Origin of the sequence: Kribbella speibonae (genome assembly GCF_004331375.1) — a bacterium.
GTDB lineage: Bacteria > Actinomycetota > Actinomycetes > Propionibacteriales > Kribbellaceae > Kribbella > Kribbella sindirgiensis.
This window is the reverse complement of the sequence record NZ_SJKC01000005.1, coordinates 295,218-319,276: the sequence shown is the minus strand read 5'-3', so window position 1 is coordinate 319,276 and position 24,059 is coordinate 295,218. Positions and strand designations below refer to the sequence as shown.

Here is a 24,059-nt window from a genome sequence, read left to right as displayed (position 1 = left end):
AGTCCACTCAGCCAAACCCTGCCTACACCCACCCAACGAACCCACCCCCGCCATTCCTACACACTCAGCCAGATTCAATCGCCGGCCTCGTCCAGCGACCGCCCGATCGCCGTCATCGTGCTGTCGAACGCCGCCTCGAGGTCAACGCCGTACGCGTCGGCCAGCACCAGAACACTCCACAGGCAATCCGCAAGCTCATGAGCCAACGCGCGTTCGAGGTCCTCGCGATCCCGAACCCCGGCCTTTCCCTGCACTAGCTTCGCCAGATCACCGACGTCCCCGACGAACCCCAGCATGATCTCCTCGGTGCTCCACGGCCGCCCGTACCGAGCCGTCTCCACCTCCGCATACCGCTCCCGCACCGCAACCGCCGACTCCCGCATCTGCGCAAACTCCATACCGGGCACCCTGTCACAGCTGGTGCAGGCGGACGTTGGCGTAGGTCGGGGGTGTGCGGGTCAGGTCTAGGGCTTCTCCGGTTGCGGAGATGTACAGGTCGGGGCGGTGGCGGCGTCGGCGGACTGTTCCGCCGTCCCAGTGGTCGAGGAGGTGTACGCCGTTCTCCTTGCGGAGCCTCGCGGTGGCGGCGCGGACGCCGTACACGCGGATCGCGTAGTCCCGGTTCCACGGCCCGTCCGCGGCGGCCGGCGCTGGGTCCGGTACGTCGTTGCGATAGCGAACGCCTCCGTCATCCTCGAGGTACGCCGGGTGTCCCGCGTCGTCGAGATCGCGGAACCTGAACCGCTCGTGCTCGACCATGAACTCGAGGGGGCCGACGAACCGCACCGGATGCCGGGTTTCGCCCCGGACCAGGAAGCCACGGTCTCCGTCTACGACGAACGTGACCTGGTCGGACCCGCTGTAGTTGCCCGCCAGACCGGTCAGCGGTCCAGCAGGAACCTCTGGGGGAGGGCTGACCTTTCGCGCAGGTCGGTGCGGAACGACCTCGCGGAAGATCTCGGCGGCGAGCTCCCACTGGAACGTATGCGTGGTCGAGTTGGTCAGTACGACGACGCCGATCGAAGCGTCCGGCGCCCAGTAGATGTCCGACAGGAACCCGAACCCGCCACCGCCATGCCCACGGACGGGGACACCGTGCGCCTGAGTGACCGCGAGACCGAGCCCATAGCCTCGGTCCTTGCCCGGCACCTTGTGCATCTCGGCAAGCAACTCGCCGCCACCCAACTGGTACTGAATGAACCGGCAGGCGTCGTTAACGCTCGTGTACAGCCCGCCCGCGGCAACCATCGGGACCCGCACCGGGATGTGCGCGTGGCCCGACGCATGACCGATCGCCCGGTCCTCCTCACGCCGGATCTCCACTGCGTTGAACGTCGTACGCCGCAAGCCCAGTGGTTCGAACAAGACCCGGCGTACGAAGCGATCGAACGGCACTCCGCTGAGCCGCTGAAGAATGTATCCGGCCAGGTCGATCCCCAGATTCGAGTACTGGAAGTGGTGGCCGACGGGAAACCGCAACCAGGTGTCGGCGATGCTGCGGCAATGAGCGCCGAACGACTCCCGGCCGACGGCGTAGTTCGACCCGACCGGCGCCTCGTGGGTGAATCCAGCGGTGTGATTGAGGAGATGCCGCAGCGTGATGAGACGCTCGGGCCGAGCGTCGAAGGAGCTGTTGAGACGAATCTCCGGCAGGTACTCGGCGATCGGAACGTCCAGGTCGACCAGCCCGTCCCGGACCGCGAGGAGAACCGCCGTCGCGGTGTACATCTTCGAACACGACTGGACGCCGAACATCGTCTCCGCGGTCACCGGCTGACCACCGGCCCGCGTACTCCCGAACCCGGCCGACCACAGCATTGAACTCGCATCACAGATCCCGACCGCGATCCCCGGAACCTGATGCTGCGTCAACAAACCGTCCACACGTCGCTGCAGCCCAGCGATGACCCGCTTGTTCAGCACATACCGTTTCTACAGCAGGTTGCCGGTCTACGACTTGTGCCAGGTGTGCCAAAGACGGCCGTAGACGTGGTTGGCCTGGACGAGTTCGTCGTGAGTGCCGAGCTCCACGAGTTCACCGGCTTCCATGACAGCAATTCGGTCGGCGTCGTGCGCTGTCTGCAGGCGGTGGGCGATCGCGATGACGGTGCGGCCGTGGAGGACGGCGGCCAGGGACTGCTCGGTACGGCGTGCGGTCTTCGGGTCGAGGAGGGCGGTCGCTTCGTCGAGGATCAGGGTGTGCGGGTCGGCGAGAACCACGCGGGCCAGCGAGAGTTGCTGGGCGCCGGCGTCGTCGAGGTCGTCGCCTAGTTCGGTGTCCAACCCGTGCGGCAGGTCCTCCCACCACGTGGCTCCGACCGCGGTGAGCGCCGCGCGCAGCTCGTCGTCCGTCGCGTCCGGGTTCGCGATCAGCAGGTTGTCCCGCACGGTGTCGTGGAAGACGTGATGATCCTGCGTGATCAGTACGACGTGTTCGCGGAGCTGGTCAGGCGGCAGGTCCGCAACCGGCGTACCGCCGATGGTCACCGAGCCGGTGTGCGGGCGGTCGAGTCCGGCGAGCAGCCGCGCGAGGGTCGACTTCCCGGCTCCGGAGGTGCCGACGACGGCCAAACGTTCGCCAGGCTGCACCACGAGGTCGATTCCCCGAAGTACGTCGCGAGCGCCCGTGTAGCTGTAGTGCGCGTTGTCCACCCGGATGCGGTCGCCGTCAGCGCTCCCGGTGGGCTCGGAGTCGGTCGTGGGGACATCCGCCAGCCCTTCGACGCGGGCGTACGACGCACCGGCGCCCTGCAGCTGTTCGATCCAGAGCATCAGGGTGTCGAGCGGGCCGACGAGCTGGCGAAGGTAGACCGTGGCCGTCACCACGGCCCCGAGGCTGACCAGATCATTGGTGTACAGGGCGCCGCCGATCAGCAGGACTCCCACCACCGGGAGCGCCAGCGACACGTCCGCCCACGGAAACAGCACGGTCCGCAACCACAGTGCGCTCAGACGCGCGGAGCGGGCTCGAGTGACGGCCGCTTCGGTCACCTCGGAACGGCGACGTTCCAGTCCGAGAAGTTCGACCGTACGGGCGCCTTTGGCCGTGCTCGCGACGACGTCGGCCAGGTCCGCACCGGTTGCGGCAACCGCGAGGTACGCCGGCCGCGCACGTCGTACGTACCAGCGCACCGCCGCGGCAACGCCGAGGAGAGACACGAGCCCGCACAGCCCGAGCCGCACATCCAGGACGAGGACCGCGACGATCAGGAACAGTGCGTGGACCAGCGCCACCAGAACCTCGGGCACAGCCGATCGCAATGTGAACGCCACCACCGAGGCATCGGTGCTTCCGCGAGCGATCAGGTCGCCGGCCGGCAGATGGTCCGCGACCCGCGGAGGCAGCGCCAGGGTCCTGCGCAAGAACCGCTCCCGAACACGCGCCGCCGTACGCTCGCCGAACCGGTAGCCGATCTTGAGCGCCCACCACGCCAGCACCGTCTGCACGACGGTGAACACGAGAGCGCCGAAGGCCAGCCGATCGACCGTGCTGAGCACGTCCCCGGAGCCCGCTTGGATCGTGTCGATGATGCGGCCGAGCAGCCACGGACCGATCAGACCTGCCGCGGAGGCGAGTCCGTTGACCAGAACGAGGCCGACGACGGTACGTCGTTCCGCCCGGAGATCACGTCGCGCCGCGGCCCGGACCTCGGCGGGGCCGGCCACCGGCAACTGGCTACTCATCGATCGTCCTGGAGACGAGGTCGCGGTAGTACGCGTCGCCGCGCAGAAGTTCCGCGTGTGTCCCGACCGCCGATGTCTTGCCGTCGAGCAGTACGACGACCTCGTCGGCGCGATCGAGCACCAGCGGGGACGACGTCGTGATCACCGTTGTCGTGTCACGCCGGGCTGCGCGGATCCGGTCGATCATGGCCGCCTCGGTGTTCGCGTCGACGGCCGACGTCGGCTCGACCGCGAGCAGAACATCCGGCGCGGCGTACACGGCGCGGGCGAGCCGGATCCGCTGCCGCTGCCCACCGGACAGATCGCTCCCGCCGGCGGCGATGGTCGCGTCCAGACCGCCGGGCAGTGCCTCCACGACGTCTTCGGCCACAGCGACGCGGAGCGCCGCGCGGATCCGGTCGTCGTCTGGCTCGAGCCGGCCCGCGACAACGTCCCGAACCGTACCGGCGAACACCTCGGCATCGTTGTCGGCAACAACCAACCGGCGCCGGAACTCTTCGCGCGCGACACCGCCGATCGGCGCACCCGCCCAGGTCACGCTCGCGTCGGCGTCGAGCTGACCCAGCCGCTCGATCACCGTCCTGGTGTCCGCCGGCCGAGCGGCGACCAGGGCGGTCAGCACGCCTGGACGAACGATCACGCCCGAGGCAGGGTCGGCCAACGGACCGCAACCATCCGGGACCGCCCTGTCGTTCTGTGGTGCAACCGGCAGGTTCAGGAGGTCGATGATGCGTCGTCCGGCCACGCGAGCGCGGGCGATGTCGCCGCCACCCTCGATGAATGCGGACACCGGGACGACGAGTACGGCGACGTACCCGTAGACGGCGACGACATCGCCGATCGTGATGGATCCGGTGGCAGCCATGCGCGCCGACAACCACACGACCGCGGCCAGGAACAGCGCCGGCAGGCCCGTCGACAACGCGCCGACCCAGCTCGCCGGTCCGGCCACGCGGTACCCGTGGCCCACCAGCCCCTGCGACTGCTCCTCGTACCGCTCCGCGACGAACGCCTTCCCACCGAGGCCGTTCAGCACACGAAGCCCCGCCAACACATCGACGAGGCGGGTCGTCAACCGTCCCTGGTGGACGCGGTACTCGCCGCCGGTGCGTTCGATGCGCTGCAAGAACGGTCCGACCGCGACAGCAAGCAGCGGAACGCCGGCGAGCACCACCGCGGCCAGCAGCGGGGAAGTGGTGAACAGTACGACGGCAATCGCGGCGTACGCGACGACCGCGCCGACGCCGGGGCCGGCGACGGTGAGCGCCATCGCGACTGTGTACACGTCGGCGATGCCGACCGTCACGATCTCTCCCGTGCTGACGCGCCCCGGCAACGAGGCGCCCAGGCGGGAGGTGTGTTCGACCGCCGCACGGACTGCGCGGAACGACGCGTCCATCCGGACCTTGGTCATCGTTCGGTGCCGTGCGATACCCACCAGCGCGTTCAGGACGGTGACGACCAGGAGCACGACAGCCCACCTGATCAGGGCGCCGGTGTCGCCCGCCACGAGTCCTTCGTCAACTGCATGGGACAGCACCCACGGAGGTACAGCGAGGCCCACCATCCAGCAGGTGCCGAGCACTCCGCCCCACGCGACGCGCCGCGACTGGGACCGCGCGAGCGAGAAGAGGAAGCGGAACGGTCCGGCCAGGTCGTTGGCGGTCGCCGGGTACCCCGTCTCGCTGGTCCGGTCCAGCCACTCGCGGACGCGCGCCGTACGTCGCCGGGCTCCGTCGCGCGTCATCCGGTCACCCTATCGTTCCTTGTGATCGTCTTCACAAGGGGGAGTCGCTATCCTCGGACGGTGCAATACAGCGGCGACGACTTCTACTGCGACGTGGCGATTCCGGACCCGAGCCGCCTCGACGTCGTGCACGAGGACGAATTGGTGCTGGCGTTTCACCACACCCGGCCGTACTGGACGCACCACATCGTCGTCGTGCCGAAACAGCACATTGCGTCCTTCACCACGGTGAATTCGGCCGACGAGCACGTCGTCCGCCGGTTGTTCGCGGTCGTGCAGGCGATCGCGGCAGAGACCGAGCGAACCACCGGGGCGGCCGCGGTGCTGACCAATCTCGGCGAGTACCAGGACTCCAAGCACCTGCACATCCACGTCCACAGCGGCCCGCAGCGCTGAGTGGTTCAGCGGCGGGAAGCAACGATGTGCAGGAACAGCGGAATCCGGTACCACTTGTTCTCGGCATCATCGGAGCTGTATTCCCGGAGCCGCTCGATCACCAGGCCCGCGTCGGCGAGGGCGTCGGTGTAGGTCTGCAGCGGCCGGTGAATTCCGTGGTACGTCATCGAGAGGCCGTCTCGTTGGCGGGTGTTGGTGTAATGCCTGGCTTCGGTGTACGAATCCGGAATGACGTACGGCGGATTCTGACCTTGGTGGAAATCGCCCGCGGAATTGAGCGGGTGCACGATCGCCATCACCAGCTTCCCGCCGACGGTGAGAATGCGCCCGATTTCCTCGATCGCCGGTACGACGTCGTCGATGTCGTGCAGACACATGAAGGCGACCGCACAGTCGGCGACCGCCTCCGGCAGCGGGAGGTGCACGGCGTCGGCGACAACCGCCGGTACGGGCTCCTCGGGGTGTTTCGCTGCCGACCGAATCATGGTCGGCGACCGATCGATCGCGAGGACGCGATGCCCTCGTGCCCGCAGCTCGCGACTGACCCGACCCTCACCCGCGCCGACGTCCACGGTGAGCCGGCCGGGCGGCGGGATCAGCGGCAGGAAGGCGAGCTTGTGGGTGCTGTAGCTGTCGAGCCCTCGTCTGGTCCACTCGATCCAGGCCCCGGCGTTGGCATCCCAGCCGTCAGCCAACGGTGAGTTGTCCGGCCGCCCCTCGGATCGCATTGCGGCAGCCTAGCTGCCCAAATCCTGATGCGCGGGCGCACCGTTCCGAATACGGTCGGCGCTGTGTCCGAGTCGCGAGTGTCCGAGGTCGTCAGGCAGAACAGCGAGTACTGGGAGCAGTTGGCGCCACATCGTCACGGTGAACCGGTCGAGTTCTTCTCGAGCGGCGGCAGGGCGCTCACCGACGACGAGCTTGCGGCAATCGGTGATGTTCGTGGTCGCCGGGTGCTGCAGCTGGCGTGTTCGGTTGGTGATGAGGCGTTGACGTTCGCACAGCTCGGCGCAGAGGTCACCGCCGTGGATATCGCGCCGTCGCACCTGGCCACCGGCCAAGCGAAGGCTGAGGCGGTGGGAGTCGATGTCAGGTTCGTCCTGCAGGACATGATGACGCTCGATGCGGAGATCACCGGATTCGACGTCATCTACATTTCGTGGGGCGGCCTGTGCTGGGTTCCCGACCTCACCGACTGGACGCGCATGGTCGCCTCTCGTCTCAACGCCGGCGGTGTCCTGGTGATCAGCGAGCATCATCCGCTGTGGGAGATTCTGACGGTCCGCGGAGACAACGCGTTGTCCGTCAGCGGCGACTATTTCGGCACCGAGCGCGACGGGTACGACGATCCGCTGAAAGCCCCGGAAATCACCCGAACAATAGGTACGCCGGATGTTCCGCACCGCAGTTTCGTCTGGGGCATCAGCAGCATCGTCACCGCAGTCCTCACCGCCGGCCTGACTCTTCGTTCACTCCAGGAGTTTCCGATCGAGGAGATGTACCCGGGCCTCGGGGAGCAGTCCATGAGCATCCCCGCCACCTACCTCCTCGCAGCGGGCCGCTGAGCCGTGGATGACCTTCGAGGAGGCCGGCAGACGAGCGGTCTCGAGCGCCGCGGTCCTCACCTGCTTCGACCGGTCGGGCCGTGGACGCCCGCCGTACACGAGTACCTGAAGCACCTCGAATCCGTCGGGTTCCACGGAGCACCCCGGGTCGTCGGCATCGAGGGCGACCGTGAGGTGCTGACGTTCCTCGAAGGCGAGGTACTCGCGGATCCGGAGTGGGAACCGGGGCGTGGCAACCCGCTCCCGGCGTACGCGCGGACGGACGATGCGCTGGCCGCTGTGGGGGAGTTGCTGCGCGACCTGCACGAGGCGTCGCGCAGCTTCCGGCCGAAGCACACCGGGTACCGCTTCCATCCGCACGCGCCGAATCGCGGCGAGATCGTGTCGCACGGCGACCTGGGTCCGTGGAACACCGTCTATCGCGCCGGTACGCCGATCGCCTTCATCGACTGGGATGCCGCCGGACCGATCGACCCGCTGCTCGATCTCGCAGCCGCCGCCTGGGCGTTCCTGCCGGTCGAGTCCGACCGTCAGCTCGCCGAGACCGGTTTCGATCCGCTGCCCGACCTGCCGCATCGCCTCCGGGTGCTCGTCGACGCCTACGGTCTCACCGACCGGCCGACGATCGTTCCCGCCTTGCAGCAGGCGAAGCTGAAGGTCGTCGAGCAGGTCCAGCACTGGCCGATCGACGCAGCCGGAGCCGCCGGCTCCCTGGAGTTCCTCGCCCGCGAACTCCGGCTCCTCGACTCGATCAGCCCTGCTCTGTACCGAGCGTTGTAGCAGCGGCCGTGTAGCGGGCGATCACGTCGACGCAGCGCCGGAACTGCGCGGGTGTGGCCGGGTTCCTCCAGCCGAGCTTTTCCAGTGCCCAGTCGATGGCGTACGCCGCGGTCCAGCCCGCCTCGGCCGATTCGGGATCGGCGATCCGCGCGTAGCCCCGGCGTACGAGATCCAGCCGGTCCTGCAACACCTCGTCGGCGTCGAGTTCCCACTGCGCGAAGTCGTACGCCGGCGACGTACGGCCGGCGAACTCCCAGTCGATGATGCCGGCGACCGTGCCGTTGTGGATCAGGAGGTTCTTCGGGCAGAAGTCGCCATGAACGAGCGACGTCGGGGGAGCGGCGCGGGTTGTGATCTCCTCGCGCAGGAGGTCGGCGCCGCGTTCGACGATCGCGGCTGCTGCCGGGCTGAGTCTTTCGCTGACGATGCCTGCCACTCGGGTGACTTCGCGCTCTTCGGGCAGCCGTAGTTCGTGGTGGATGCCTCGCTGGTCGTCCGGGACCACGCTGTGCAGGCGCGCCAGAATCTCGCCGGCGTCCAGGACCACCCGCTCGAGGTCAGCGGCAGACAACTCGTCAGCAAGTTCGTCGAGCGAACGGCCCGGCAGGAACTGCTGGACCGAGAACGACAACAGTTCGCCGTCGTGCTCCAGGTGCTCGAGGCCGAGCACCTCTGCGGTCGGCACGCCCGCGGCGCGCGCCTGCGTCATGAGGTACGCCTCGTCGATGAACCACGGCACCTTCTGCCGCGCGATCCGGACGACCACGGCGTCATCACCGGCAAGGTCGACGCGGTACGTCTCGTTCATCCCGCCTCCGGCGAGCGGAACCAGACCCTCGACATCGCGACCGCAGACCGACCGCACCACCGAGTCGATGATCGGGCGTGGCGTCGTCACCCCAGCAGCCTCACGAGTTCCGGAAGCCGGGCGAAAAGCTCGGGGAGGCCGCGTACGCCGTTGCGCGCCGACTCCTGTGACAGCGCGAGATCGGGACCGCTGTTCGTCTCGGCGCCCGCCAGGCAGCGGAGGATGTTCCACCTGGTGTGCCCCAGCCAGCCGCCGATCAGGAAGACGAACCAGCTCGGTCCCGGCGGCGGCAACGTTCCGCCCGCTGCGACGTACCCGTCGAGGACAGCGCGGAAGATGACCGGCTCGATGGAGTCGAGGCCTGGTCCTTTCGCGATGCCGAGCGCGGTCGAACCGAGCTCACCGGACAGGTCGAGCATCCCTGAGAGCTCCCAGTCGAGCACCACCGGCCGGCCGTCGCGCGCGAGCAGGTTCCACGGCTGGATGTCCTTGTGGGTCAGTACGACGGGGCCCGGTCGTTCGCAGGTGTCGACGAACTGGGCGATCGCGAGGAACGTGTCGACCTGGGAGGCGAGTTCGTCGGCCCAGGGCTGTCCGGTCGCCACCGCACGTTCCGCGAGCTCGGGCCAGTCGTGTGACACCGGTTCCTCGGTTGGCTCGTGCGGCCAGTCGACGTCGAGGCTGTGGATGCGCGCAAGGATCTCGCCGATCTCGAACGCGTAGGCCTCCGAAACCGGTGCCTCGGGCACCTTTTCGCCCTCGGCCCAGCGGTGGACGAGCAGGGTGTCGCTCGCGGAGATCGGCTCCGGCATCGGGACGCCGGCAGCGAAGGCCGCCTGCTCGAACCGGAACACGTCCTCGACGTGGTACGCCGCGCGGCGGTCGACGACGTTCAGTTCCTTGACCGCAAACGAGCCTTGGTCGGTGTCGAGGCGGTACATCCGGTTGGCGAACCCGCCGTGGACGCGGATCATCGGCCGGACCGGCGTACCGAGCTGCGAAAGGTTCACCCCCCGCAATCTAGGCCGCACGGTCCATCGACGCATCGTAATTAGCCGGTCTGGGTGCCGGGGGAGGCTGGCGGCGGTTTCACCGATCTTGTTCTGAAGGTGCCGGTCCCTGAGTGGATCGGGCCGCGCATGGTAGCGACAAACGCACGAGCCTTGGAGTTGGCGGCCGAATTCGGTCTGCCGGCGCCGCGCCTGGTGGCCGCCGATCTTGACGGGCGTGCCCTTGGAACCGTGGCGACATTGGAGACCTGGCTGCCTGGCAGCAGTGCACTACCACCGGTCGTATCGGAGACCCGGCTACGGAACGCGGGTGCGGCTCTGGCCAAGGTCCACGCCATTCCAGATCCAGGCCATCAGCATCTTCGGATCCGGCCGCGACCGGTCGCCGACGATGACTTCGCAGCTGACCGGCGCGAAGGCCGGATGCCGACCACGGAGCTGCTGCAACACGCCGATGAGACAACCAGGAAGCACGGAGTTCCCACCGGAGACCACGTGTTCCTCCATGGCGACGCCTGGCCCGGAAACATGCTGTTCGAGGGCGAAACCTGTACAGCACTCATCGACTGGAAGACAGCCGGCGTCGGTGATCCGGGTGTGGATCTGTGCGGGTTTCGACTGCAGACGGCAATCCAGTACGGGCCGGAGGCACCTGACGAAGTGCTGAACGGTTGGCAAGAGCAGGCCGGCCGTGAAGCCAGATCGGTTGCCTATTGGGATGCCATCGCCGCACTGAACACACCTACCGAGTTGAAAGGGTTTCCCGGCTTCACCACCGACGGAAGCCGACTCGACACTGCGGCACTAACACAACGACGCGACACATTCCTGCGTACGGCACTGGACACACTCACAACCTGAGGCCACACCATGCCCGACGGCGGATCCCAACCGGGCAGGTAGGTTACATGGCTGTCCCTGCTCATCTATCGTCGGAGAGGTGTGACCGCATGTCCACGATCAGCAACTCAGAGGCGATCGCAGCGTGGGCGGCGATGCCGACTGACGCGATTGAGGCGTACGACGATCAGGGCGACTTTCCCAAGCGCCACTTGATGAATGGGAACCTGCTCCGGATGCTGGGACCCGTCGATGGTCGGCGAGTCCTCGATGCAGGCAGCGGCGAAGGCTATTTGAGCCGGCTGTTGGCCGAACGCGGAGCTGAAGTGGTTGGTGTGGAGCCGGCTGCCGCACTGCTGGCGCGTTCTCAGAAGATCGAGCAGGATCGGCGTCAGGGGATCAGGTTCGTGCAGGCTGATCTCTCGACGTTGCCGGAGGTTGGTCAGCCGTTCGATGCGGTGGTCTGCAGCATGGTGTTGCTGGCCATACCCGCGTGGCAGTCGGCGATGGCCGCGTGCGTCGGCGCGCTGAAGCCGGGCGGCCGGTTCGTGTTCTCGATCACTCATCCTGCGTTTGAGAATCTCTACCCAACGTGGCGTGATCACGGTCATTGCCAGCTTGATCGCTACCTCGATGAGTACGAGATGCCAGAGGGTCATGCACCCGACTTCCACCGCCCGCTGTCTGCCTACATCAACGAGGTCATCGGTCTTGGGTGTCGCGTGATTGAACTGTGCGAACCCGGACTTGATCCACAGGTCGCACGCGACAGCGGAATCGAGGCGATCGAGTCCTACGTCGCGCTGCCGAACTTCCTGATCATCAGCGCCGAACGCGACAGATGACCGCCGCGGGGCAGAAGCCCGTCGATCCCGTGATAAAGGGGCAGTGGTTCCGCGGCTGCGTGCTGATTCACCTGGCGCAAGACACAGACTCTGGTTGACATAATGTTCATTATCGGCGATCACCGGAGCGACCAACCTCTAGGTCAGTTGCTTGCGCAGCAGAGTGATTCGCGCTTCGTAGCGGACCGTCGATCCGTCCGCAGCCTCCTGGTCCCATGAGCCGATCTCGCTGCCGCTCACCACATAGCCCAACCGCTCGTACAACGCACGGGCCCGGGACATGCTGTCGTCCACGCCTAATTCCACCCAGCTGAGTCCGCGGCCTCGAGCGCGCTGCTCCAACGCGCCGATCAGGACTGAGCCGATCCCACATGAGCGCAGCTCGGCCTGGACCGACAGTTGCCAGATCGTCGCTCCGCCGGGCGGTTTGGTGTAGTCAACGCCACCAACAGCAACTGGCAGATCAGAAGGCGGACAGACGGCCAGGTAGTCGACCTCGCCTCGGCGGGCACGCTGAATCGCTTCAGCGACGTACGCAAGGTCCGTCGCTGTCCCGTACCAGCCGCAGGCTGCAAGGTCCGCTTCGGTCAGATCGCGAACGGTCAGCGGTACTACAACCTCGGTCATATCCGGCACCCTGGCAGGGTCGCGGCGGCGAGCGCCAGCCATTTGGTACGTATCGCTCCTAGGATCACCGCTCCTGCGTCCCAGTGACTCCCGGCACTCCAACACCCGGCCGGTACCAGTCAAAGAACGGGACTTGCCTCATCTGATAATCGTCTGTGACATCGCTTCGATCGTCCTACAGTGCCGTGATGGACCCCGTCGCCGCACCGCCTGTCGATCTGGACTGCCATGATCTTCCGGACGTCGCGAGTCTTCAGCCCGGTCGGAGAACCCGGATTCGCACCTGGCCTGGCTCGGACTACCCCTTCCTGACCGGCCCGCTCCGCGTCGAGGGCGTGAGTCCGGGCGACACCCTCGCCTTCCACCTTCACGCCCTTGAACTGGACCCCGTAGGTCACTACGGCTTCGCCACGACCACCAAATCCTGGGAGCCGTGGGGCGGCGTCCTCCGCGAGTCCGCGAACCAGGAATACGCCGGCCGCGCCGAGCTCCGCGGTGACCAGGCCATCCTCGACGGCCATCACGTCGTACCAGTTGTCCCGATGCTCGGCTGGCTCGGCCTCGTCCGGCCCGACCTGATCGCCGACCCCTGGGACCACGGCGGCAACCTCGATACCAAGGAGTTCGCCCCAGGCTCGACCCTCTATCTCTACGACGAAATCGGGTCCGGCCGGTTCGTCATCGGCGACGCGCACGCCGCAATGGGCGATGGCGAAATCAGCGGCCAGGGCATTGAGATCGCTTCCTGGTGCGACCTGACCGTCGAGGTAATCCCGGACACCCGGCCGCACCGTCCCATCGTCCGCACCTCTGATGTGACCGTCCACCTCTGCAGCCGCTTCACCGAGAAAGACGCCTACACCCAAGCCATCTCGGACGCCGTTCATCACCTCGGGTTCACCCAGCAACTCGGCTTCGAGCAGGCCAACGCCCTCCTCAGCCTGATCGCCGACCTCCGCGTGTCGAGCGTCGTCTCCCACTCGCCCACCTACAAACTCCTCCTCCCCTCGAGCTGGCTAGGCCCGATCGAAGACCTCCTCACCGTTGACAAGCCGTTGCTGCCCTACACCCCTAGATGATGGGCACGCGCTCAGCAACTCTCGTGCCTGCCAGTTGAGAGTGGGCGTTTCATCAGATGCAACAGCGGTCGGGCAGCCGGGCCGGATTCTGTACGGTGGGCGCACCATCCCACGATCGCTGAGGGCCAACTGTGAACATCTCTCGGGTACACAGGTCAATGACTCGTCCGCTTGCGTCGTCGTGGCTGAGGGGCGTTGTCGCAGCGGGACTGATGTCGACGGCTCTGGTGGCGACGTCGGGGCTGTCGAGTCCCGCGGCGGCGGCCGCACCGTCTGCCACCTTCCGCGTCGGGACCTACAACATTCATGCCAATGGGACGGACAGCGCAACCTGGCCGTCCCAGAGGACAAACCTGCTCCGGGAAGTCGGCTCCTACGCTCCCGACGTGATCGGTATCCAGGAAGCCGGTAGCAACGACGCAAGGCGCACCGACTTCCGGAATGGCATGCAGGCCAACGGCTACACGACAGCGGCGGACTATGCGACGAACTCCCGACCGATCTACTGGAAGAGCGCGACCTTCCAGATCCTCAGGGACAGCAGTGGAAGAATCGCGTCCGGGACCGTGGTCGTCGGGGGCGCAGCGGCCGGCAAGACCGCGAGCTGGGTCGCCCTCAAGCACATCGCGAGTGGGCGCGAGATCGTCGTCGCGAACGTTCATCTCACGTCGTCGAAGTGCGGTCTCACCACTTACGACCTTGATGCCACGGTAAACAGTGACGGCGTGTGCGCGAGCACGAAGGATGTGCCAGTTCAGGGTGGCGGTACCAGGCCGGGTGAAGACAGCGACCCCGTGAGGGGTCAGATCCAGCGCTTCAGGGAGCTGGACGACCTTTTCGCCGACGCCCGCTACATCGCGTGGGCAGGCCACGACTCCCCCGACTTCCTCACTGGTGACTTCAACACCAATGGCACGCGTTACCCATCACTGGCAGATGCGGCCGTCGGTGTCACGATCCCGGCCGCCTACCAGAGCAGCGACGGCACCATGCGGCCGCTCAACGACTACCTGTGGAACGCGCGGCTGCGTACCAATGCCTTCAATGTGGCCGTCGAGAAGTCCGGGGCGGCGTACGACACCTTCAACGGATTCCAGCGCCAGAGCTGCACCTCGGTTCCGACCGTCCGTTGCAACGGCAACCACATCGATCAGGTCTACGTCTCCCGAGCGCAGGGTGAAACTACCAACGTGGTCGCTGTAGAAGGCTGGACCAACAAGCTGCCCGACGCAGACCTGGCGCCCGAGCAGTTCCCCTCGGACCACAACAAGGTTCAGATCAGGGTGACCGTGTCCAACTAGTCGCCCCGCTACTCCCGGTTCATCAACTCCCGTTTCTACTCGGTACACCGTCGGGCGGGAGACCTCGAGATGGCGTGGGTTCGCGGAATGCTTTGGCTCGGAGTCGTCGGCGGTCTCGTCGTCGCTGTGGGCCTCGGACTCGCGGCCAAGCGGTTCGCTTTCGGCCGTCGCGCAGTCAGGGTGAACGGGCGCATCACAAAGATCCGCACCACAACGTCGAGGTCCCCCGGCGAGCCCGATCGTTCCACCGGCAAGTACTACTTCCGCACTCTCGAAGGGCGCGACGTGAGCCGCCCGGTGAACTTCGGCATCGGCCGACCGTTCAGCAAGGGAGACGAGGTCCCGGTGGTCTACGACCCCGCGGATCCCACCCGCGCCTACCTCGACGTACACGGCTACCGAGGCTGGCACGGAGCAATCGCCTGCCTCGGGATCGGGCTCGTCCTACTGACGATCAGCTGGACAGTGGCCATCACGGGTTAAGCCAAGCTTGGATCCGTGGAGCTGTCCGGCGACCGCGCATTTCAGGGGCTATCCGCTGATGTTGTGGCTTCTCCCCTGTTATTAGAAGGGAGAAGCCACAAGACGAACGGATAACCCATCAAGTACGGACGACGCCGCAGCGATGGTCCCCAAGTTGGCAGCGACCTCCGACAACCTCTCCAGACTCCCCCATCATCCGCGTCCACCAGTTCGCTTGCTCGGTCAGTAGCCTCGGGTGCCGTCTAGTTGTTCGCGGAGGATGTCTAGGTGGCCTAGGTGGCGGGCTGTTTCTTCTGTTAGGTGGGTGAGGATCCATCGGACCGAAACGGGGGCGAACTGTGGTGGGGTGAAGTGCTGGATGGTGTCTAGGGTCAGTTGGGAGACGATGCGTCTCGATTGGGCGCATTCGGCTTCGTAGGCGGTCAGCAGATCGGTGATTGCTCCGTCAGCGGGCGACCAGCCTCCGTTCGGGTCGCGTTCGAAGGGTTCGTCTGCGAGGGACGGGAAGCTGCCGGCGAACCAGTCGTACTCGATCTGCCGGAGGTGCGAGACGACGCCGGCGATCGTCATGCGCGGAGACGTGTCCAGGAGGGCGCGATCGGCCAGTTCGATCGGCAGCCCGTCAACTTTTCGGCGTACGGTCGCTCGTTGCCAGTCGAGGAACCCGGTCAGCACGCCGCGTTCGTCGGCGGCACCGTCAGGAAAGGCACGCTCCATGTCCGTCAGCCTTGCACTCCCCCGGGCCACCGTGCGAAATCTGTCGGTGGCCGCACATAAGGTGCCGGCATGGTCGACCGGATTCAGATCGCAACCGCTGTCCTTGTGCGCGACGGCCTCGTGCTGGCGGCGCATCGCAACTCAGTGCGTCATGCGTACCCCGACTGCTGGGCCTTCGTCGGCGGGCATGTCGAGCCGGGCGAAGAGCCTCAGCAGGCCGTACGACGGGAATGCCTCGAGGAGGTCGGTGTCCAGATCCACGACCACGTGCCGATCCCGATGACGGTCAGCGATCCCGCCCTGCACATGCACGGGTTCCTCGTCACGCACTGGGCAGGAGAACCGGTCAACGCCGCACCCGAGGAGCACGACGACCTGCGCTGGTTCCGGCCGCACGAGCTCGCGGACCTGAGGATGGCCCACCCGGAAAGCCTGCCGAGCATCCTTAACGCTGTAGAGGTCAGCCGGTCAGGGCTGCGATCAGGGTTCCGAGGACGACCGCGATGATCGCGAAGCCGAGGGCGCACAGCAGAGGGAATGCGATCGGGTGGCGCCCGGCCCAGCTCACGGCGTCGGGGCGTTCGCGACCCAGTTGCGCCATGGTGACCGGGCCGGACGGACCGCCGGTGGGCAGGCCGAGGTGGTGCACCAGCCGGTCCAGATCGGCCTGTGCGTAGAGGGCGCCGTTGATGCTCAGCAGGGCGCGTTGGCCGGCGTCCAGTACGACGATTGTCTCGGAGACGGCCCCGGGCTGGACCACCGTTGCCCGGAGCACCGAGGCGGCGAGCCTGCGGTCGCGGCGACGGTGAAAGGTCAGCCCCCGCGCCGAAATCTCGGCCGGCGTGACGACGATCCGGGACCGCCAGAGGTACACGGCCATGCTGACGGCCAGCAGCACGACGAGACCGATGCTGGTGATCAGGGCAGCCCGGCCGCCGGCCACGACGCCGCCGACTATCAGGGCCGCGGCGATCACGGCCGTGAACCTCAGGACCACGCGGCGCGGACCGGCAGCCGGCCGCAGGACGAGCACGTCGGTTTGAGACACGCCAGAACCCTACGGCACCACGGTGCCCCGATCGGTCAGCATGCCCCGATCCGTCAGCATGCCTCGAGGACGAAGAACACGAAGCTGATGAATCTTGCCGGATGCAACATGTTCGGCGGACGCAGTTCAGGCGGCGTTTCCACGGAGATCGGCGGCTCACTGATGACGGAGATCCGGAAACCCGCGGCCGTGAAGGCATCGGACATCGCTTGCAGCGGCCGGTGCCAGATCGTGTACACGACCGTACGGCCGGCGTGCTCGGCGTCGAACGAGAACTCGGCGACGTCGAAGTACTCGCCGTCAGGGTTCAGCGCCGTGTAGACGAACGGGTGGTTCAGCGACAGGATCAGGCGCCCGCCCGGTTTGAGCACTCGGCGGAGTTCGGCCAGCGGCTCGGTCCAGTCCTTCAGATAGTGCAGGACCAGGGAACCCACAACATCATCGAAGGCGGCGTCGTCGTACGGGAGCGGCTTGGCCAGGTCGGCGACGGTCAGGTCGGCGTCCTCCCCCAGCCTCCGGTGCGCCAGTTCGATCATCGACCCGCTCAGGTCGAACCCGGACACGATCGCACCCTTGTCACCGAGTGCCGCCATCAGCGGCCCGGAGCCGCAGCCGACGTCAAGGACACGGCGGCCGGATACCTCACCGGCAAGGCTCACCATCGCCGGCCGTTCGTAGTGGCCGTTGAGCAGATTGACCTCGTTGTCCGCAGAGTACGCCTCAGCGAACTCGTCATAGTCGGTCTTCGGCACCAAACGCTCCTTCTCGTCTCGGGCTTCAAACGGTCGACGTCGCCACGGCCGGCAAAGTTCGGAGCTCTCAGGAGTCGGTGCGGGCGCGGAAGGTACGGCGGTACGTCATCGGCGACGTTCTGATGTGTTTCGCGAAGTGCTGGCGCATCGCGATCGACGTACCGAAACCGCAGTGCCTGGAGATCTCCTCGACGGACAGGTCGGTGGTCTCCAGCAACTCCTGCGCATGGTGCACTCGTTGCCGCAGCAACCATTGCAGTGGCGTCGTACCGGTCTGTTCGCGGAATCTCCGGTTGAGCGTGCGCGGGCTCAGTCCGGCGTACGACGCGATGTCCGCGAGCTGCACCTGCTCCCCCAGCCGTTCACGCAGCCACCGCATCGTGGGCTCGAGCGATCCGTGGTCGTCGCCGGGGTCCGGGTGCGCGATGTACGGCGCCTGCCCGCCGTCGCGTTGCGGTGGGACGACCATGTGCCGGGCGACGTCGGCGGCGACCGCGGATCCGAAGTCCTGACGGATCATGTGCAGGCACATGTCGATGCCACTGGCCGCGCCGGCTGACGCGAGTACGTCGCCGTGGTCGATATAGAGCACGTCGGTGTCGACGATCACCTGCGGGTACCGCTCGGCCAGCAGATGCGCACGCGACCAGTGCGTCGCCACCCGCCGGCCGTCCAGCAGCCCGCTCGCCGCCATCACGCTGGCACCGCCCGCACTGATCGAGGCGATCCTGATGCCACGCCGGTGCGCTTCGCGCAGCAGATCGAGCGCTTCGGTCAGCGGTTCGCGACCCGCGGGTACGCCGATGACCACGATGGTGTCCGCGTCGATCGCGGCCGCCAGCGGATACGGCGGCGTGAATCGGTACATCTCCACTCCCCCGACGCCGGCCATCATCAGATCGCGACCATCACCACAGACCCGTACGTCGTAGAGCCGCGGACCGAAGATCTCGCCCGGCTCCTTCTGCAGCGAATGCGCCGTACTGAACACCTGTAACGGCATCGCCAGATCGAAGCTGTGGATCCCGTCGACCGCCAGAACCGCCACTTGATGCATGTCCAGAATCTATCGGAGAACGGCATTCTTGCCACTGTCTCCGTGCATCGATCTCTTCGACGATGAGGCACATGATGCTCGCGGTACTCATCACGGCCGGATCCATCGGCCTGCTCGTCGCGGCGGGCTGGCTCGCCGACAACCTTCTCGGCAACCATGCCCAGCAGTGGGCGAAAACCCTTGTCAGCAAGGACGATCATGACGAGTCCTGAGCCCGTTGCCGTCATCGGAACCGGCATCCTCGGAGCCTGTGTCGGCTGGAATCTGTCCCGCCTCGGCGCGCCTGTGGTCTTCATCGACGCGGGTCAGCCAGGCGAAGGCGTCACGAACTGGTCGTTCTCGTGGGTCAACGCCAGCAACAAGACCGTGCGGAGGTCGTACTTCGACCTGAATGTCGCCGGTATGGCGGCGTACCGTGAGCTCGCCGGCGCCATCGGGCCAGGCTCCTGGTGGCATCCCAGCGGCCACCTGCGCTGGGCAGACGATCCCGCACAGCTTCTGGAAACGGTAGATCTGCTGGCTCGATGGGACTATCGGGTCGAGTTGCGCACGGGAGCCGAGGTTCGCCGCCACCTCGAGCCGGCCCTCGCGATTCCCGACGAGGTCCCCGTCGCGTTCTATCCCGACGAGGCTTGGGTTCATGGGCGTCGGCTTGTCAGCCGCTTGGTTCGCGAGGCCGGCGCTGAGCATCGGTTCGGTATGGCGGTCCTTGGGATCGACGCCGACGGGAGCGGGTGGACCGTTTCGCTGTCGGACGGGACGCGTCTTCACGTCGCCGCTGTCGTGAACGCGGCCGGTCCCAGCGCCTCCCACATCGCCGGGCTGATCTCACGGCAGCTGCCGATGCGGCGCGAACCTGGCGTCGTCACGCGGGTCAGCTGTGCTCGGGTCCCAGTTCACCGGGCCATGCACGCACCTCACGTCGAGATCCGTCCTGACGGCAACGATTCGGTGGTTCTCCACAGCCGCGAGGTCGACGCGCTCATCGGCGAAGATCCTGCCGCACTCGCCGGCCGGCTGCAGGAGGCGGCGCGGTACGTCGTACCCGAGCTGAGCGACTCCCGCATCGCCCAGACGCGCGTTGTCGAACGGCCGATCCCGATCGACGGATTTCCCTCGGTGGGCGCGGCGCCGTCCGTGCCGGGTTACTACGAGGCCGTCTCGCACAGTGGCATCACGCTTGGACCGGTGATCGGCCAGCTGCTCGCGTCGGAGATCGTCAGCGGGCAGAGAAGCGACCTACTCGCTGACTTCCGCCCGGAGCGATTCCCGTGAGTCCCGCACCCGAGCCCCCCCAAGACGTGAGGCCTGTTTCAGGGTTCGCGGCTGCGGTAGGTGAGGAGGCCTTCTACTCCGCGGAGGAAGGTTTCGCAGACGGGCTTGGGGTCGGTGAGGCAGCCGGCGGCCATGGCGCCGTCGCGGAGCATGACGAAGTGGCGGGCCGCGGGTTCGGCGTCGATCTTTCCGAGGTTCGTGAAGAGCTCGGTCATCGTTTCGAGGAACCACTGCCGGTGCGTGAGGACCGCCTGGTGGACGGCGAAGGCGGGGTCGGGGTACTCGGCGGCGGCGTTGAGGAACGCGCAGCCCCGGAAGCCGGCGCTCTGGATGTCGTCGGCGATCGACCGGCTGACCGCGCGAATGATGTCGTCCGGCGTCGCGTCCTCGGCCCGTGCGGCGGTCACCTGGGCGCGGATCGCCTCGTCGGCCTGGGTCAGGTACGCGACGATCAGGTCGTCCTTGCTCGGGAAATGCCGGTACAGCGTCGCGCGGGTCACCTGCGCCTCGGCGATGACGCGGTCGACACCCACAGCGCGGATGCCTTCGACGTAGAACAACCCGGTCGCCGTGTTGAGCAGTCGCGTTCGCGCTTCCGACATACCCCGCCTCCCCTTTCCGATCGGCTGCCAGTACTCCGAGATTAGCAGATAGAACGGTCGGTCTTGACAACGGTCAACCGGATGCGCCACGCTCCAGGTGTACCGATCGTTCTATCTACTCACCTTTGAGAGGCACCTGGTGTCCAGTTCCTATACAGCCACCGCCGGCCCGGCGGCCGCCGCCGACAGTACGAAGACGCTGCGCACGCTGTACTACGTCCGCTTCGGCTTCGCCCTCGTCTGGGCGGTCCTGATGATGGCGATCGCGAAGAAGATCAACCCGGGCGCAACCGCGCTCCTGGTGATCTACCCGCTGTTCGACGTCGCGGCGGCGGTGATCGACTTCCGCTCCTCGGGGACGACGCGCCCGAAGACGCCGCTCTACGTCAACATGGCGCTGAGCCTGCTCACCGCGATCGGGCTGGCCGTCGCGGCCGGGTCCGGGATCCCGAGCGTGCTACGGGTGTGGGGCGCGTGGGCGATCACCGCGGGCATCGTCCAATTGGTCGTCGCGATTCTGCGCTACCGGCTCGGTGGTCAGTGGGCGATGATTCTGAGCGGCGGCATCTCGGTCCTCGCGGGCGGCAGCTTCATCGTGATGGCCGGCGGGGAGAAGCCCGCGCTCACGAGCGTTGCCGGGTACGCGATCCTGGGCGGCATCTTCTTCCTGATCTCCGCGATCCGCCTGCAGCGCCTCGCCGCGAAGGGCCGCTGACATGACGGAGAAGCTCTTCGACGTCGTGATCATCGGCGGCGGACCAGTCGGCGAGAACGTCGCCGACCGCGTGGTGCAGGGCGGCCTGACCGCGGCGATCGTCGAACACGAACTCGTCGGCGGCGAGTGCTCGTACTGGGCCTGCATGCCCACCAAGGCCCTGCTCCGCGACGCCGCCGCCGTACGCGCCGCTCGTGCGCTGCCGGCCGCCGGCCGAACCGTCAACGGCGACCTCGACCCGACCGCGGTGCTCGCCCGCCGCGACCGATTCGCCTCCAACTGGAGCGACGCCGGCCAGGTCGAGTGGCTGAACCACGCCGGGATCAACCTGGTCCGCGGACACGGCCGCATCACCGGGACCCGTACCGTCACCGTCACCCAGACGGACGGTACGTCGACCATCGTGCAAGCGCGCCACGCGGTGGTGATCGCCACGGGCAGCAGCGCCTTCTTGCCACCGATCCGCGGGCTCGCCGACGCGGCGCCGTGGACGAGTCGCGAGGCGGCCGCCGTACAGAAGATCCCGGCGAGGCTGGCCATCATCGGTGGCGGCGTCGTCGGCTCCGAGATGGCGACGGCCTTCAGCGCACTCGGTTCGCAGGTGACGCTGGTGTCTCAGACTCGGCTGCTGCCTGGGGTCGAATCGTTCGCCGGCGAGTACGTGACGGCCGCCCTCCGAGCTGCGGGCGTCGCACTTCATCTGGACGTCGAGGTCACTGAGGTTCGCCGGGACGCGGACGGCGTACGGCTGACGCTCTCCGACGGTGCGACCGTCGAGGCTGACGAGGTTCTGGTTGCGACCGGGCGTACGCCGAACACGAAGGATCTCGGCCTGGATCACGTTGGCCTCGCGCCGGGCGACTGGCTGCGCGTCGACGACACGCTCGCTGTTGTCGACGCCGCCGGAATTCCCGTCGGTGATGGTTGGCTGTACGCGGCGGGTGATGTGAACAAGCGTGTTCTCCTCACCCATCACGGCAAGTACCAAGGTCGCGCGCTGGGCGACGCGATCGCCGTACGAGCGCGTGGCGAGCAGCCCGATCTGGGTCCGTGGGGACGGCAGGCGGTCACGGCCGACGTACGAGCCGCGACGCAGGTGATCTTCACCGATCCCGAAGTCGCCGCCGTCGGTCTGTCCGCCGAGGCCGCGGCGGCCGCCGGGAAGAATGTCCGGATCGTCGACTACGACCTCGGAGCGGTCGCCGGCGCGGCCCTGCACGCCGACGACTACCGGGGGCAGGCGCGGATGGTGATCGATGCCGACCGCAACGTCCTGATCGGCTTCACCGCGGTCGGGCCCGACGTCGCCGAGTTGCTGCATGCGGCGACGATCGCCATCGCGGGTGAAGTACCGCTGGATCGCCTGTGGCACGCCGTACCCGCCTATCCGACGATCAGCGAGATCTGGCTGCGCCTGCTCGAGACGGACCGCCCGCACTGGGTTTCATGAAAGACTTCAAGCCGTGCGGATCAGTCAGGCTGATGCAGACGATGTGGCGGGGCTCGCGCGGTTGCTGTGGCTGAACAGCAGCGACGAGGAGCTGGAGCGGCGGGCGGTCGACGCGTTCACCAACGAGTTCGAGCAGTGGTGGGCCGCTCGTGACGACGCACATGTGGCGTACGTCGCGCGGCTCGACCAGCCCGAGCTCGTCGGGATGGCGTGGGTCGCGCTCGTTCCGCGCGTTCCGCGACCCGGGGCGACGAGCCGGATGTCCGCTGACATCCAGAGCGTCTTCGTCCTACCGGCCGCCCGCGGCCGAGGCATCGGGTCGGCACTCGTCAAGGCCGCCTCAGAACACGCAATCGCCGTCGGCGCCCTCCACGTGACCGTCCACTCCGGCAGCAAAGCAGTCCCGGTCTACGAACGCCTGGGCTTCGAGTCCTCCCCCCAACTCCTCCAACGCCACCGCTAGTCGGACTGCGCCAGAGTCTGGAGGCGTTCCGCGCTGGTGGGGTCGGTGGGGAGGAAGGTTTCGATGGCTAGGTTGGCGGCTGTTACTTCTAGGGGTGCGCCGATGGTGGCTATCAGGGTGAAGAGGCGGACGGGGCCCAGGCGGGTTTGGAGGTCGAGGGTGACCATGGGTTGTTGGGACGGGCCTGTGATGGGCTGGTCGGGGAGGTAGGGCTCTAGTTCGTCGAGGAGGTCGGCGAGGGGTTGGTCGGCGGTGTCGCGGCTCTTGCGTTTGAGTTGGTGGATGAGCGGGACGCTGCACGCCGCGGTCATCGACGAGATGCTCGGGAGGCCGCCGGGGTGGATTGCCAGGCGCAGCATGTTCATGGGCGGCTTCAGGAGTTCGGGGTCGACGCCGTCCCAGAGCAAGGACGCGGCCGCGTTCGCGTCGATCAGGTTCCAGAGGCCGTCGACGATCAGTGCCGGGTTCGGCAGGTGGGCGTCGAGGAGTTGGCGCAGCGGCTCGCGGAGCGGGAGCATCGCGTCGGAGTGGTACGGCTCGTCGAGGTACCGCGGCGCGAACCCGCCCGCGAGCAGCAACCGGTTCTGCTCGGCCAGCGGGAGATCGAGATGGTTGGACAGATGCACCAGCAGTTGCCGGCTCGGTTGCGCGCGGCCCGTCTCCACGAAACTCAGGTGCTTGGTCGACACCTCGGCATCGAGCGCCAACTCGAGCTGACTCAGCTTCCGGTGCATCCGCCAGAAGCGAAGCATCTCCCCTGCGGTCTGCGGCTCTTCCAGCACGGTCACCAGCTCAGCGTACGGCGGGCGCTCGCC

The 24,059-nt window shown here is 67.1% G+C and carries 28 protein-coding genes; 14 read left to right on the top strand and 14 right to left on the bottom strand.

From position 1 onward, the window contains the following. Positions 1 to 74: 74 nt before the first annotated feature. Genes E0H92_RS32770 through E0H92_RS32755 form a run of 4 tightly spaced genes read right to left on the bottom strand, consistent with a single transcriptional unit; the run spans position 75 to position 5,431 of the window. Positions 75 to 398 carry a MazG nucleotide pyrophosphohydrolase domain-containing protein gene (locus E0H92_RS32770; protein ID WP_165550138.1) on the bottom strand — a complete coding sequence of 108 codons (324 nt, stop codon included), beginning with the start codon at positions 396 to 398 and terminating at the stop codon, positions 75 to 77. 13 nt (positions 399 to 411) lie between these two features. After that, on the bottom strand, positions 412 to 1,923 hold the full coding sequence (locus tag E0H92_RS32765; RefSeq protein WP_131498983.1) for a serine hydrolase domain-containing protein: 1,512 nt from the start codon (positions 1,921 to 1,923) through the stop codon (positions 412 to 414). Between the two features lie 27 nt (positions 1,924 to 1,950). Then, positions 1,951 to 3,684, bottom strand: a complete 1,734-nt coding sequence (locus tag E0H92_RS32760) for an ABC transporter ATP-binding protein (protein WP_131498982.1) — start codon at positions 3,682 to 3,684, stop codon at positions 1,951 to 1,953. After that, entirely contained in the window at positions 3,677 to 5,431 is a 1,755-nt protein-coding gene (locus E0H92_RS32755; protein WP_131498981.1) for an ABC transporter transmembrane domain-containing protein, read from the bottom strand. The genes E0H92_RS32760 and E0H92_RS32755 overlap by 8 nt, the downstream gene beginning before the upstream one ends. A 60-nt stretch (positions 5,432 to 5,491) precedes the next feature. On the opposite strand from E0H92_RS32755, the gene E0H92_RS32750 reads away from it, so the two are divergent. Next, complete coding sequence (locus tag E0H92_RS32750) at positions 5,492 to 5,827, top strand: HIT domain-containing protein (RefSeq protein WP_131498980.1); 336 nt, start codon at positions 5,492 to 5,494, stop codon at positions 5,825 to 5,827. Positions 5,828 to 5,832: 5 nt separating this feature from the next. Here E0H92_RS32750 and E0H92_RS32745 read toward each other — a convergent pair whose 3' ends face one another. Continuing rightward, positions 5,833 to 6,555 carry a class I SAM-dependent methyltransferase gene (locus E0H92_RS32745; RefSeq protein WP_131498979.1) on the bottom strand — a complete coding sequence of 241 codons (723 nt, stop codon included), beginning with the start codon at positions 6,553 to 6,555 and terminating at the stop codon, positions 5,833 to 5,835. A 63-nt stretch (positions 6,556 to 6,618) separates the two neighbouring features. Here E0H92_RS32745 and E0H92_RS32740 point away from each other — a divergent pair, with 63 nt between their 5' ends. Further along, on the top strand, positions 6,619 to 7,392 hold the full coding sequence (locus tag E0H92_RS32740; protein ID WP_165550137.1) for a class I SAM-dependent methyltransferase: 774 nt from the start codon (positions 6,619 to 6,621) through the stop codon (positions 7,390 to 7,392). 3 nt (positions 7,393 to 7,395) lie between these two features. Next, positions 7,396 to 8,172, top strand: a complete 777-nt coding sequence (locus tag E0H92_RS32735) for a phosphotransferase (RefSeq protein WP_131498977.1) — start codon at positions 7,396 to 7,398, stop codon at positions 8,170 to 8,172. Here E0H92_RS32735 and E0H92_RS32730 read toward each other — a convergent pair. Both E0H92_RS32730 and E0H92_RS32725 read right to left on the bottom strand, forming a co-directional pair. Next, entirely contained in the window at positions 8,144 to 9,070 is a 927-nt protein-coding gene (locus tag E0H92_RS32730; protein WP_238173697.1) for a phosphotransferase family protein, read from the bottom strand. The two genes, E0H92_RS32735 and E0H92_RS32730, sit on opposite strands and share 29 nt — an antisense overlap. Next, on the bottom strand, positions 9,067 to 9,990 hold the full coding sequence (locus E0H92_RS32725) for a phosphotransferase family protein (RefSeq protein WP_131498976.1): 924 nt from the start codon (positions 9,988 to 9,990) through the stop codon (positions 9,067 to 9,069). Before E0H92_RS32725 ends, E0H92_RS32730 begins: the two co-directional genes overlap by 4 nt. A gap of 54 nt (positions 9,991 to 10,044) precedes the next feature. On the opposite strand from E0H92_RS32725, the gene E0H92_RS32720 reads away from it, so the two are divergent. Continuing rightward, the gene (locus E0H92_RS32720) at positions 10,045 to 10,851 is read left to right on the top strand and encodes an aminoglycoside phosphotransferase family protein (protein ID WP_131498975.1); all 807 of its coding nucleotides are present in this window, start codon (positions 10,045 to 10,047) and stop codon (positions 10,849 to 10,851) included. A gap of 89 nt (positions 10,852 to 10,940) precedes the next feature. Further along, positions 10,941 to 11,675: a class I SAM-dependent methyltransferase gene (locus E0H92_RS32715; RefSeq protein ID WP_131461581.1), complete on the top strand. Its 735-nt coding sequence runs from the start codon at positions 10,941 to 10,943 to the stop codon at positions 11,673 to 11,675. A gap of 138 nt (positions 11,676 to 11,813) precedes the next feature. Here the strand turns inward: E0H92_RS32715 and E0H92_RS32710 are convergent, their stop codons facing one another. Then, positions 11,814 to 12,302: a GNAT family N-acetyltransferase gene (locus E0H92_RS32710; RefSeq protein ID WP_131498974.1), complete on the bottom strand. Its 489-nt coding sequence runs from the start codon at positions 12,300 to 12,302 to the stop codon at positions 11,814 to 11,816. Between the two features lie 188 nt (positions 12,303 to 12,490). Between E0H92_RS32710 and E0H92_RS32705 the strand changes: the two genes are divergently transcribed. The 3 genes from E0H92_RS32705 (at position 12,491) to E0H92_RS32695 (ending at position 15,165) form a co-directional block, all read left to right on the top strand. After that, complete coding sequence (locus tag E0H92_RS32705; RefSeq protein ID WP_131498973.1) at positions 12,491 to 13,381, top strand: acetamidase/formamidase family protein; 891 nt, start codon at positions 12,491 to 12,493, stop codon at positions 13,379 to 13,381. A gap of 158 nt (positions 13,382 to 13,539) precedes the next feature. After that, on the top strand, positions 13,540 to 14,682 hold the full coding sequence (locus E0H92_RS32700; protein WP_131461580.1) for an endonuclease/exonuclease/phosphatase family protein: 1,143 nt from the start codon (positions 13,540 to 13,542) through the stop codon (positions 14,680 to 14,682). 87 nt (positions 14,683 to 14,769) lie between these two features. Beyond that, complete coding sequence (locus E0H92_RS32695; RefSeq protein ID WP_165550135.1) at positions 14,770 to 15,165, top strand: DUF3592 domain-containing protein; 396 nt, start codon at positions 14,770 to 14,772, stop codon at positions 15,163 to 15,165. 222 nt (positions 15,166 to 15,387) lie between these two features. On the opposite strand, the gene E0H92_RS32690 is transcribed toward E0H92_RS32695, so the two are convergent. After that, the gene (locus tag E0H92_RS32690; RefSeq protein ID WP_238173696.1) at positions 15,388 to 16,017 is read right to left on the bottom strand and encodes a DinB family protein; all 630 of its coding nucleotides are present in this window, start codon (positions 16,015 to 16,017) and stop codon (positions 15,388 to 15,390) included. On the opposite strand from E0H92_RS32690, the gene E0H92_RS32685 reads away from it, so the two are divergent. Continuing rightward, complete coding sequence (locus tag E0H92_RS32685; protein ID WP_131498970.1) at positions 15,952 to 16,389, top strand: NUDIX domain-containing protein; 438 nt, start codon at positions 15,952 to 15,954, stop codon at positions 16,387 to 16,389. The two genes, E0H92_RS32690 and E0H92_RS32685, sit on opposite strands and share 66 nt — an antisense overlap. Here E0H92_RS32685 and E0H92_RS32680 read toward each other — a convergent pair. The 3 genes from E0H92_RS32680 to E0H92_RS32670 form a co-directional block, all read right to left on the bottom strand. Further along, positions 16,343 to 16,930, bottom strand: a complete 588-nt coding sequence (locus E0H92_RS32680; protein ID WP_131498969.1) for a hypothetical protein — start codon at positions 16,928 to 16,930, stop codon at positions 16,343 to 16,345. The two genes, E0H92_RS32685 and E0H92_RS32680, sit on opposite strands and share 47 nt — an antisense overlap. Before the next feature lie 53 nt (positions 16,931 to 16,983). Beyond that, the gene (locus E0H92_RS32675) at positions 16,984 to 17,682 is read right to left on the bottom strand and encodes a class I SAM-dependent methyltransferase (protein WP_238173695.1); all 699 of its coding nucleotides are present in this window, start codon (positions 17,680 to 17,682) and stop codon (positions 16,984 to 16,986) included. A 67-nt stretch (positions 17,683 to 17,749) separates the two neighbouring features. Next, complete coding sequence (locus E0H92_RS32670) at positions 17,750 to 18,739, bottom strand: GlxA family transcriptional regulator (RefSeq protein ID WP_131498967.1); 990 nt, start codon at positions 18,737 to 18,739, stop codon at positions 17,750 to 17,752. 71 nt (positions 18,740 to 18,810) lie between these two features. Here E0H92_RS32670 and E0H92_RS44400 point away from each other — a divergent pair, with 71 nt between their 5' ends. Both E0H92_RS44400 and E0H92_RS32665 read left to right on the top strand, forming a co-directional pair. Then, positions 18,811 to 18,951 carry a hypothetical protein gene (locus E0H92_RS44400; protein WP_165550134.1) on the top strand — a complete coding sequence of 47 codons (141 nt, stop codon included), beginning with the start codon at positions 18,811 to 18,813 and terminating at the stop codon, positions 18,949 to 18,951. After that, a complete protein-coding gene (locus tag E0H92_RS32665; protein ID WP_131498966.1) occupies positions 18,938 to 20,014 on the top strand; it encodes an NAD(P)/FAD-dependent oxidoreductase in 1,077 nt (358 codons plus the stop codon). Before E0H92_RS44400 ends, E0H92_RS32665 begins: the two co-directional genes overlap by 14 nt. 38 nt (positions 20,015 to 20,052) lie before the next feature. On the opposite strand, the gene E0H92_RS32660 is transcribed toward E0H92_RS32665, so the two are convergent. Next, positions 20,053 to 20,616 (bottom strand): TetR/AcrR family transcriptional regulator, encoded by a 564-nt coding sequence (locus E0H92_RS32660; RefSeq protein WP_131498965.1) that lies wholly within the window; start codon positions 20,614 to 20,616, stop codon positions 20,053 to 20,055. Positions 20,617 to 20,755: 139 nt separating this feature from the next. Here E0H92_RS32660 and E0H92_RS32655 point away from each other — a divergent pair, with 139 nt between their 5' ends. Genes E0H92_RS32655 through E0H92_RS32645 form a run of 3 tightly spaced genes read left to right on the top strand, consistent with a single transcriptional unit; the run spans position 20,756 to position 23,244 of the window. Further along, positions 20,756 to 21,331: a hypothetical protein gene (locus tag E0H92_RS32655; protein ID WP_131498964.1), complete on the top strand. Its 576-nt coding sequence runs from the start codon at positions 20,756 to 20,758 to the stop codon at positions 21,329 to 21,331. 1 nt (position 21,332) lies between these two features. Continuing rightward, a complete protein-coding gene (locus E0H92_RS32650; protein ID WP_131498963.1) occupies positions 21,333 to 22,781 on the top strand; it encodes a dihydrolipoyl dehydrogenase family protein in 1,449 nt (482 codons plus the stop codon). A gap of 13 nt (positions 22,782 to 22,794) precedes the next feature. Continuing rightward, the gene (locus tag E0H92_RS32645) at positions 22,795 to 23,244 is read left to right on the top strand and encodes a GNAT family N-acetyltransferase (RefSeq protein WP_165550133.1); all 450 of its coding nucleotides are present in this window, start codon (positions 22,795 to 22,797) and stop codon (positions 23,242 to 23,244) included. Here the strand turns inward: E0H92_RS32645 and E0H92_RS32640 are convergent. After that, positions 23,241 to 24,032, bottom strand: coding sequence for a helix-turn-helix domain-containing protein (locus tag E0H92_RS32640; RefSeq protein ID WP_238173694.1), 792 nt, complete (start codon positions 24,030 to 24,032; stop codon positions 23,241 to 23,243). The two genes, E0H92_RS32645 and E0H92_RS32640, sit on opposite strands and share 4 nt — an antisense overlap. Positions 24,033 to 24,059 lie beyond the last annotated feature (27 nt).

Bases quoted from the DNA above. Each gene is read 5' to 3' on its own strand.
- E0H92_RS32660 (WP_131498965.1), bottom strand. From the start codon at position 20,616: ATGTCGGAAGCGCGAACGCGACTGCTCAACACGGCGACCGGGTTGTTC.
- E0H92_RS32695 (WP_165550135.1), top strand. From the start codon at position 14,770: ATGCTTTGGCTCGGAGTCGTCGGCGGTCTCGTCGTCGCTGTGGGCCTC.
- E0H92_RS32710 (WP_131498974.1), bottom strand. From the start codon at position 12,302: ATGACCGAGGTTGTAGTACCGCTGACCGTTCGCGATCTGACCGAAGCG.
- E0H92_RS32690 (WP_238173696.1), bottom strand. From the start codon at position 16,017: ATGCGCCGCCAGCACGAGGCCGTCGCGCACAAGGACAGCGGTTGCGAT.
- E0H92_RS32715 (WP_131461581.1), top strand. From the start codon at position 10,941: ATGTCCACGATCAGCAACTCAGAGGCGATCGCAGCGTGGGCGGCGATG.
- E0H92_RS32755 (WP_131498981.1), bottom strand. From the start codon at position 5,431: ATGACGCGCGACGGAGCCCGGCGACGTACGGCGCGCGTCCGCGAGTGG.
- E0H92_RS32700 (WP_131461580.1), top strand. From the start codon at position 13,540: ATGACTCGTCCGCTTGCGTCGTCGTGGCTGAGGGGCGTTGTCGCAGCG.
- E0H92_RS32760 (WP_131498982.1), bottom strand. From the start codon at position 3,684: ATGAGTAGCCAGTTGCCGGTGGCCGGCCCCGCCGAGGTCCGGGCCGCG.
- E0H92_RS32650 (WP_131498963.1), top strand. From the start codon at position 21,333: ATGACGGAGAAGCTCTTCGACGTCGTGATCATCGGCGGCGGACCAGTC.
- E0H92_RS32665 (WP_131498966.1), top strand. From the start codon at position 18,938: ATGACGAGTCCTGAGCCCGTTGCCGTCATCGGAACCGGCATCCTCGGA.
- E0H92_RS32770 (WP_165550138.1), bottom strand. From the start codon at position 398: ATGGAGTTTGCGCAGATGCGGGAGTCGGCGGTTGCGGTGCGGGAGCGG.
- E0H92_RS44400 (WP_165550134.1), top strand. From the start codon at position 18,811: ATGATGCTCGCGGTACTCATCACGGCCGGATCCATCGGCCTGCTCGTC.
- E0H92_RS32745 (WP_131498979.1), bottom strand. From the start codon at position 6,555: ATGCGATCCGAGGGGCGGCCGGACAACTCACCGTTGGCTGACGGCTGG.
- E0H92_RS32670 (WP_131498967.1), bottom strand. From the start codon at position 18,739: ATGCATCAAGTGGCGGTTCTGGCGGTCGACGGGATCCACAGCTTCGAT.
- E0H92_RS32705 (WP_131498973.1), top strand. From the start codon at position 12,491: ATGGACCCCGTCGCCGCACCGCCTGTCGATCTGGACTGCCATGATCTT.
- E0H92_RS32685 (WP_131498970.1), top strand. From the start codon at position 15,952: ATGGTCGACCGGATTCAGATCGCAACCGCTGTCCTTGTGCGCGACGGC.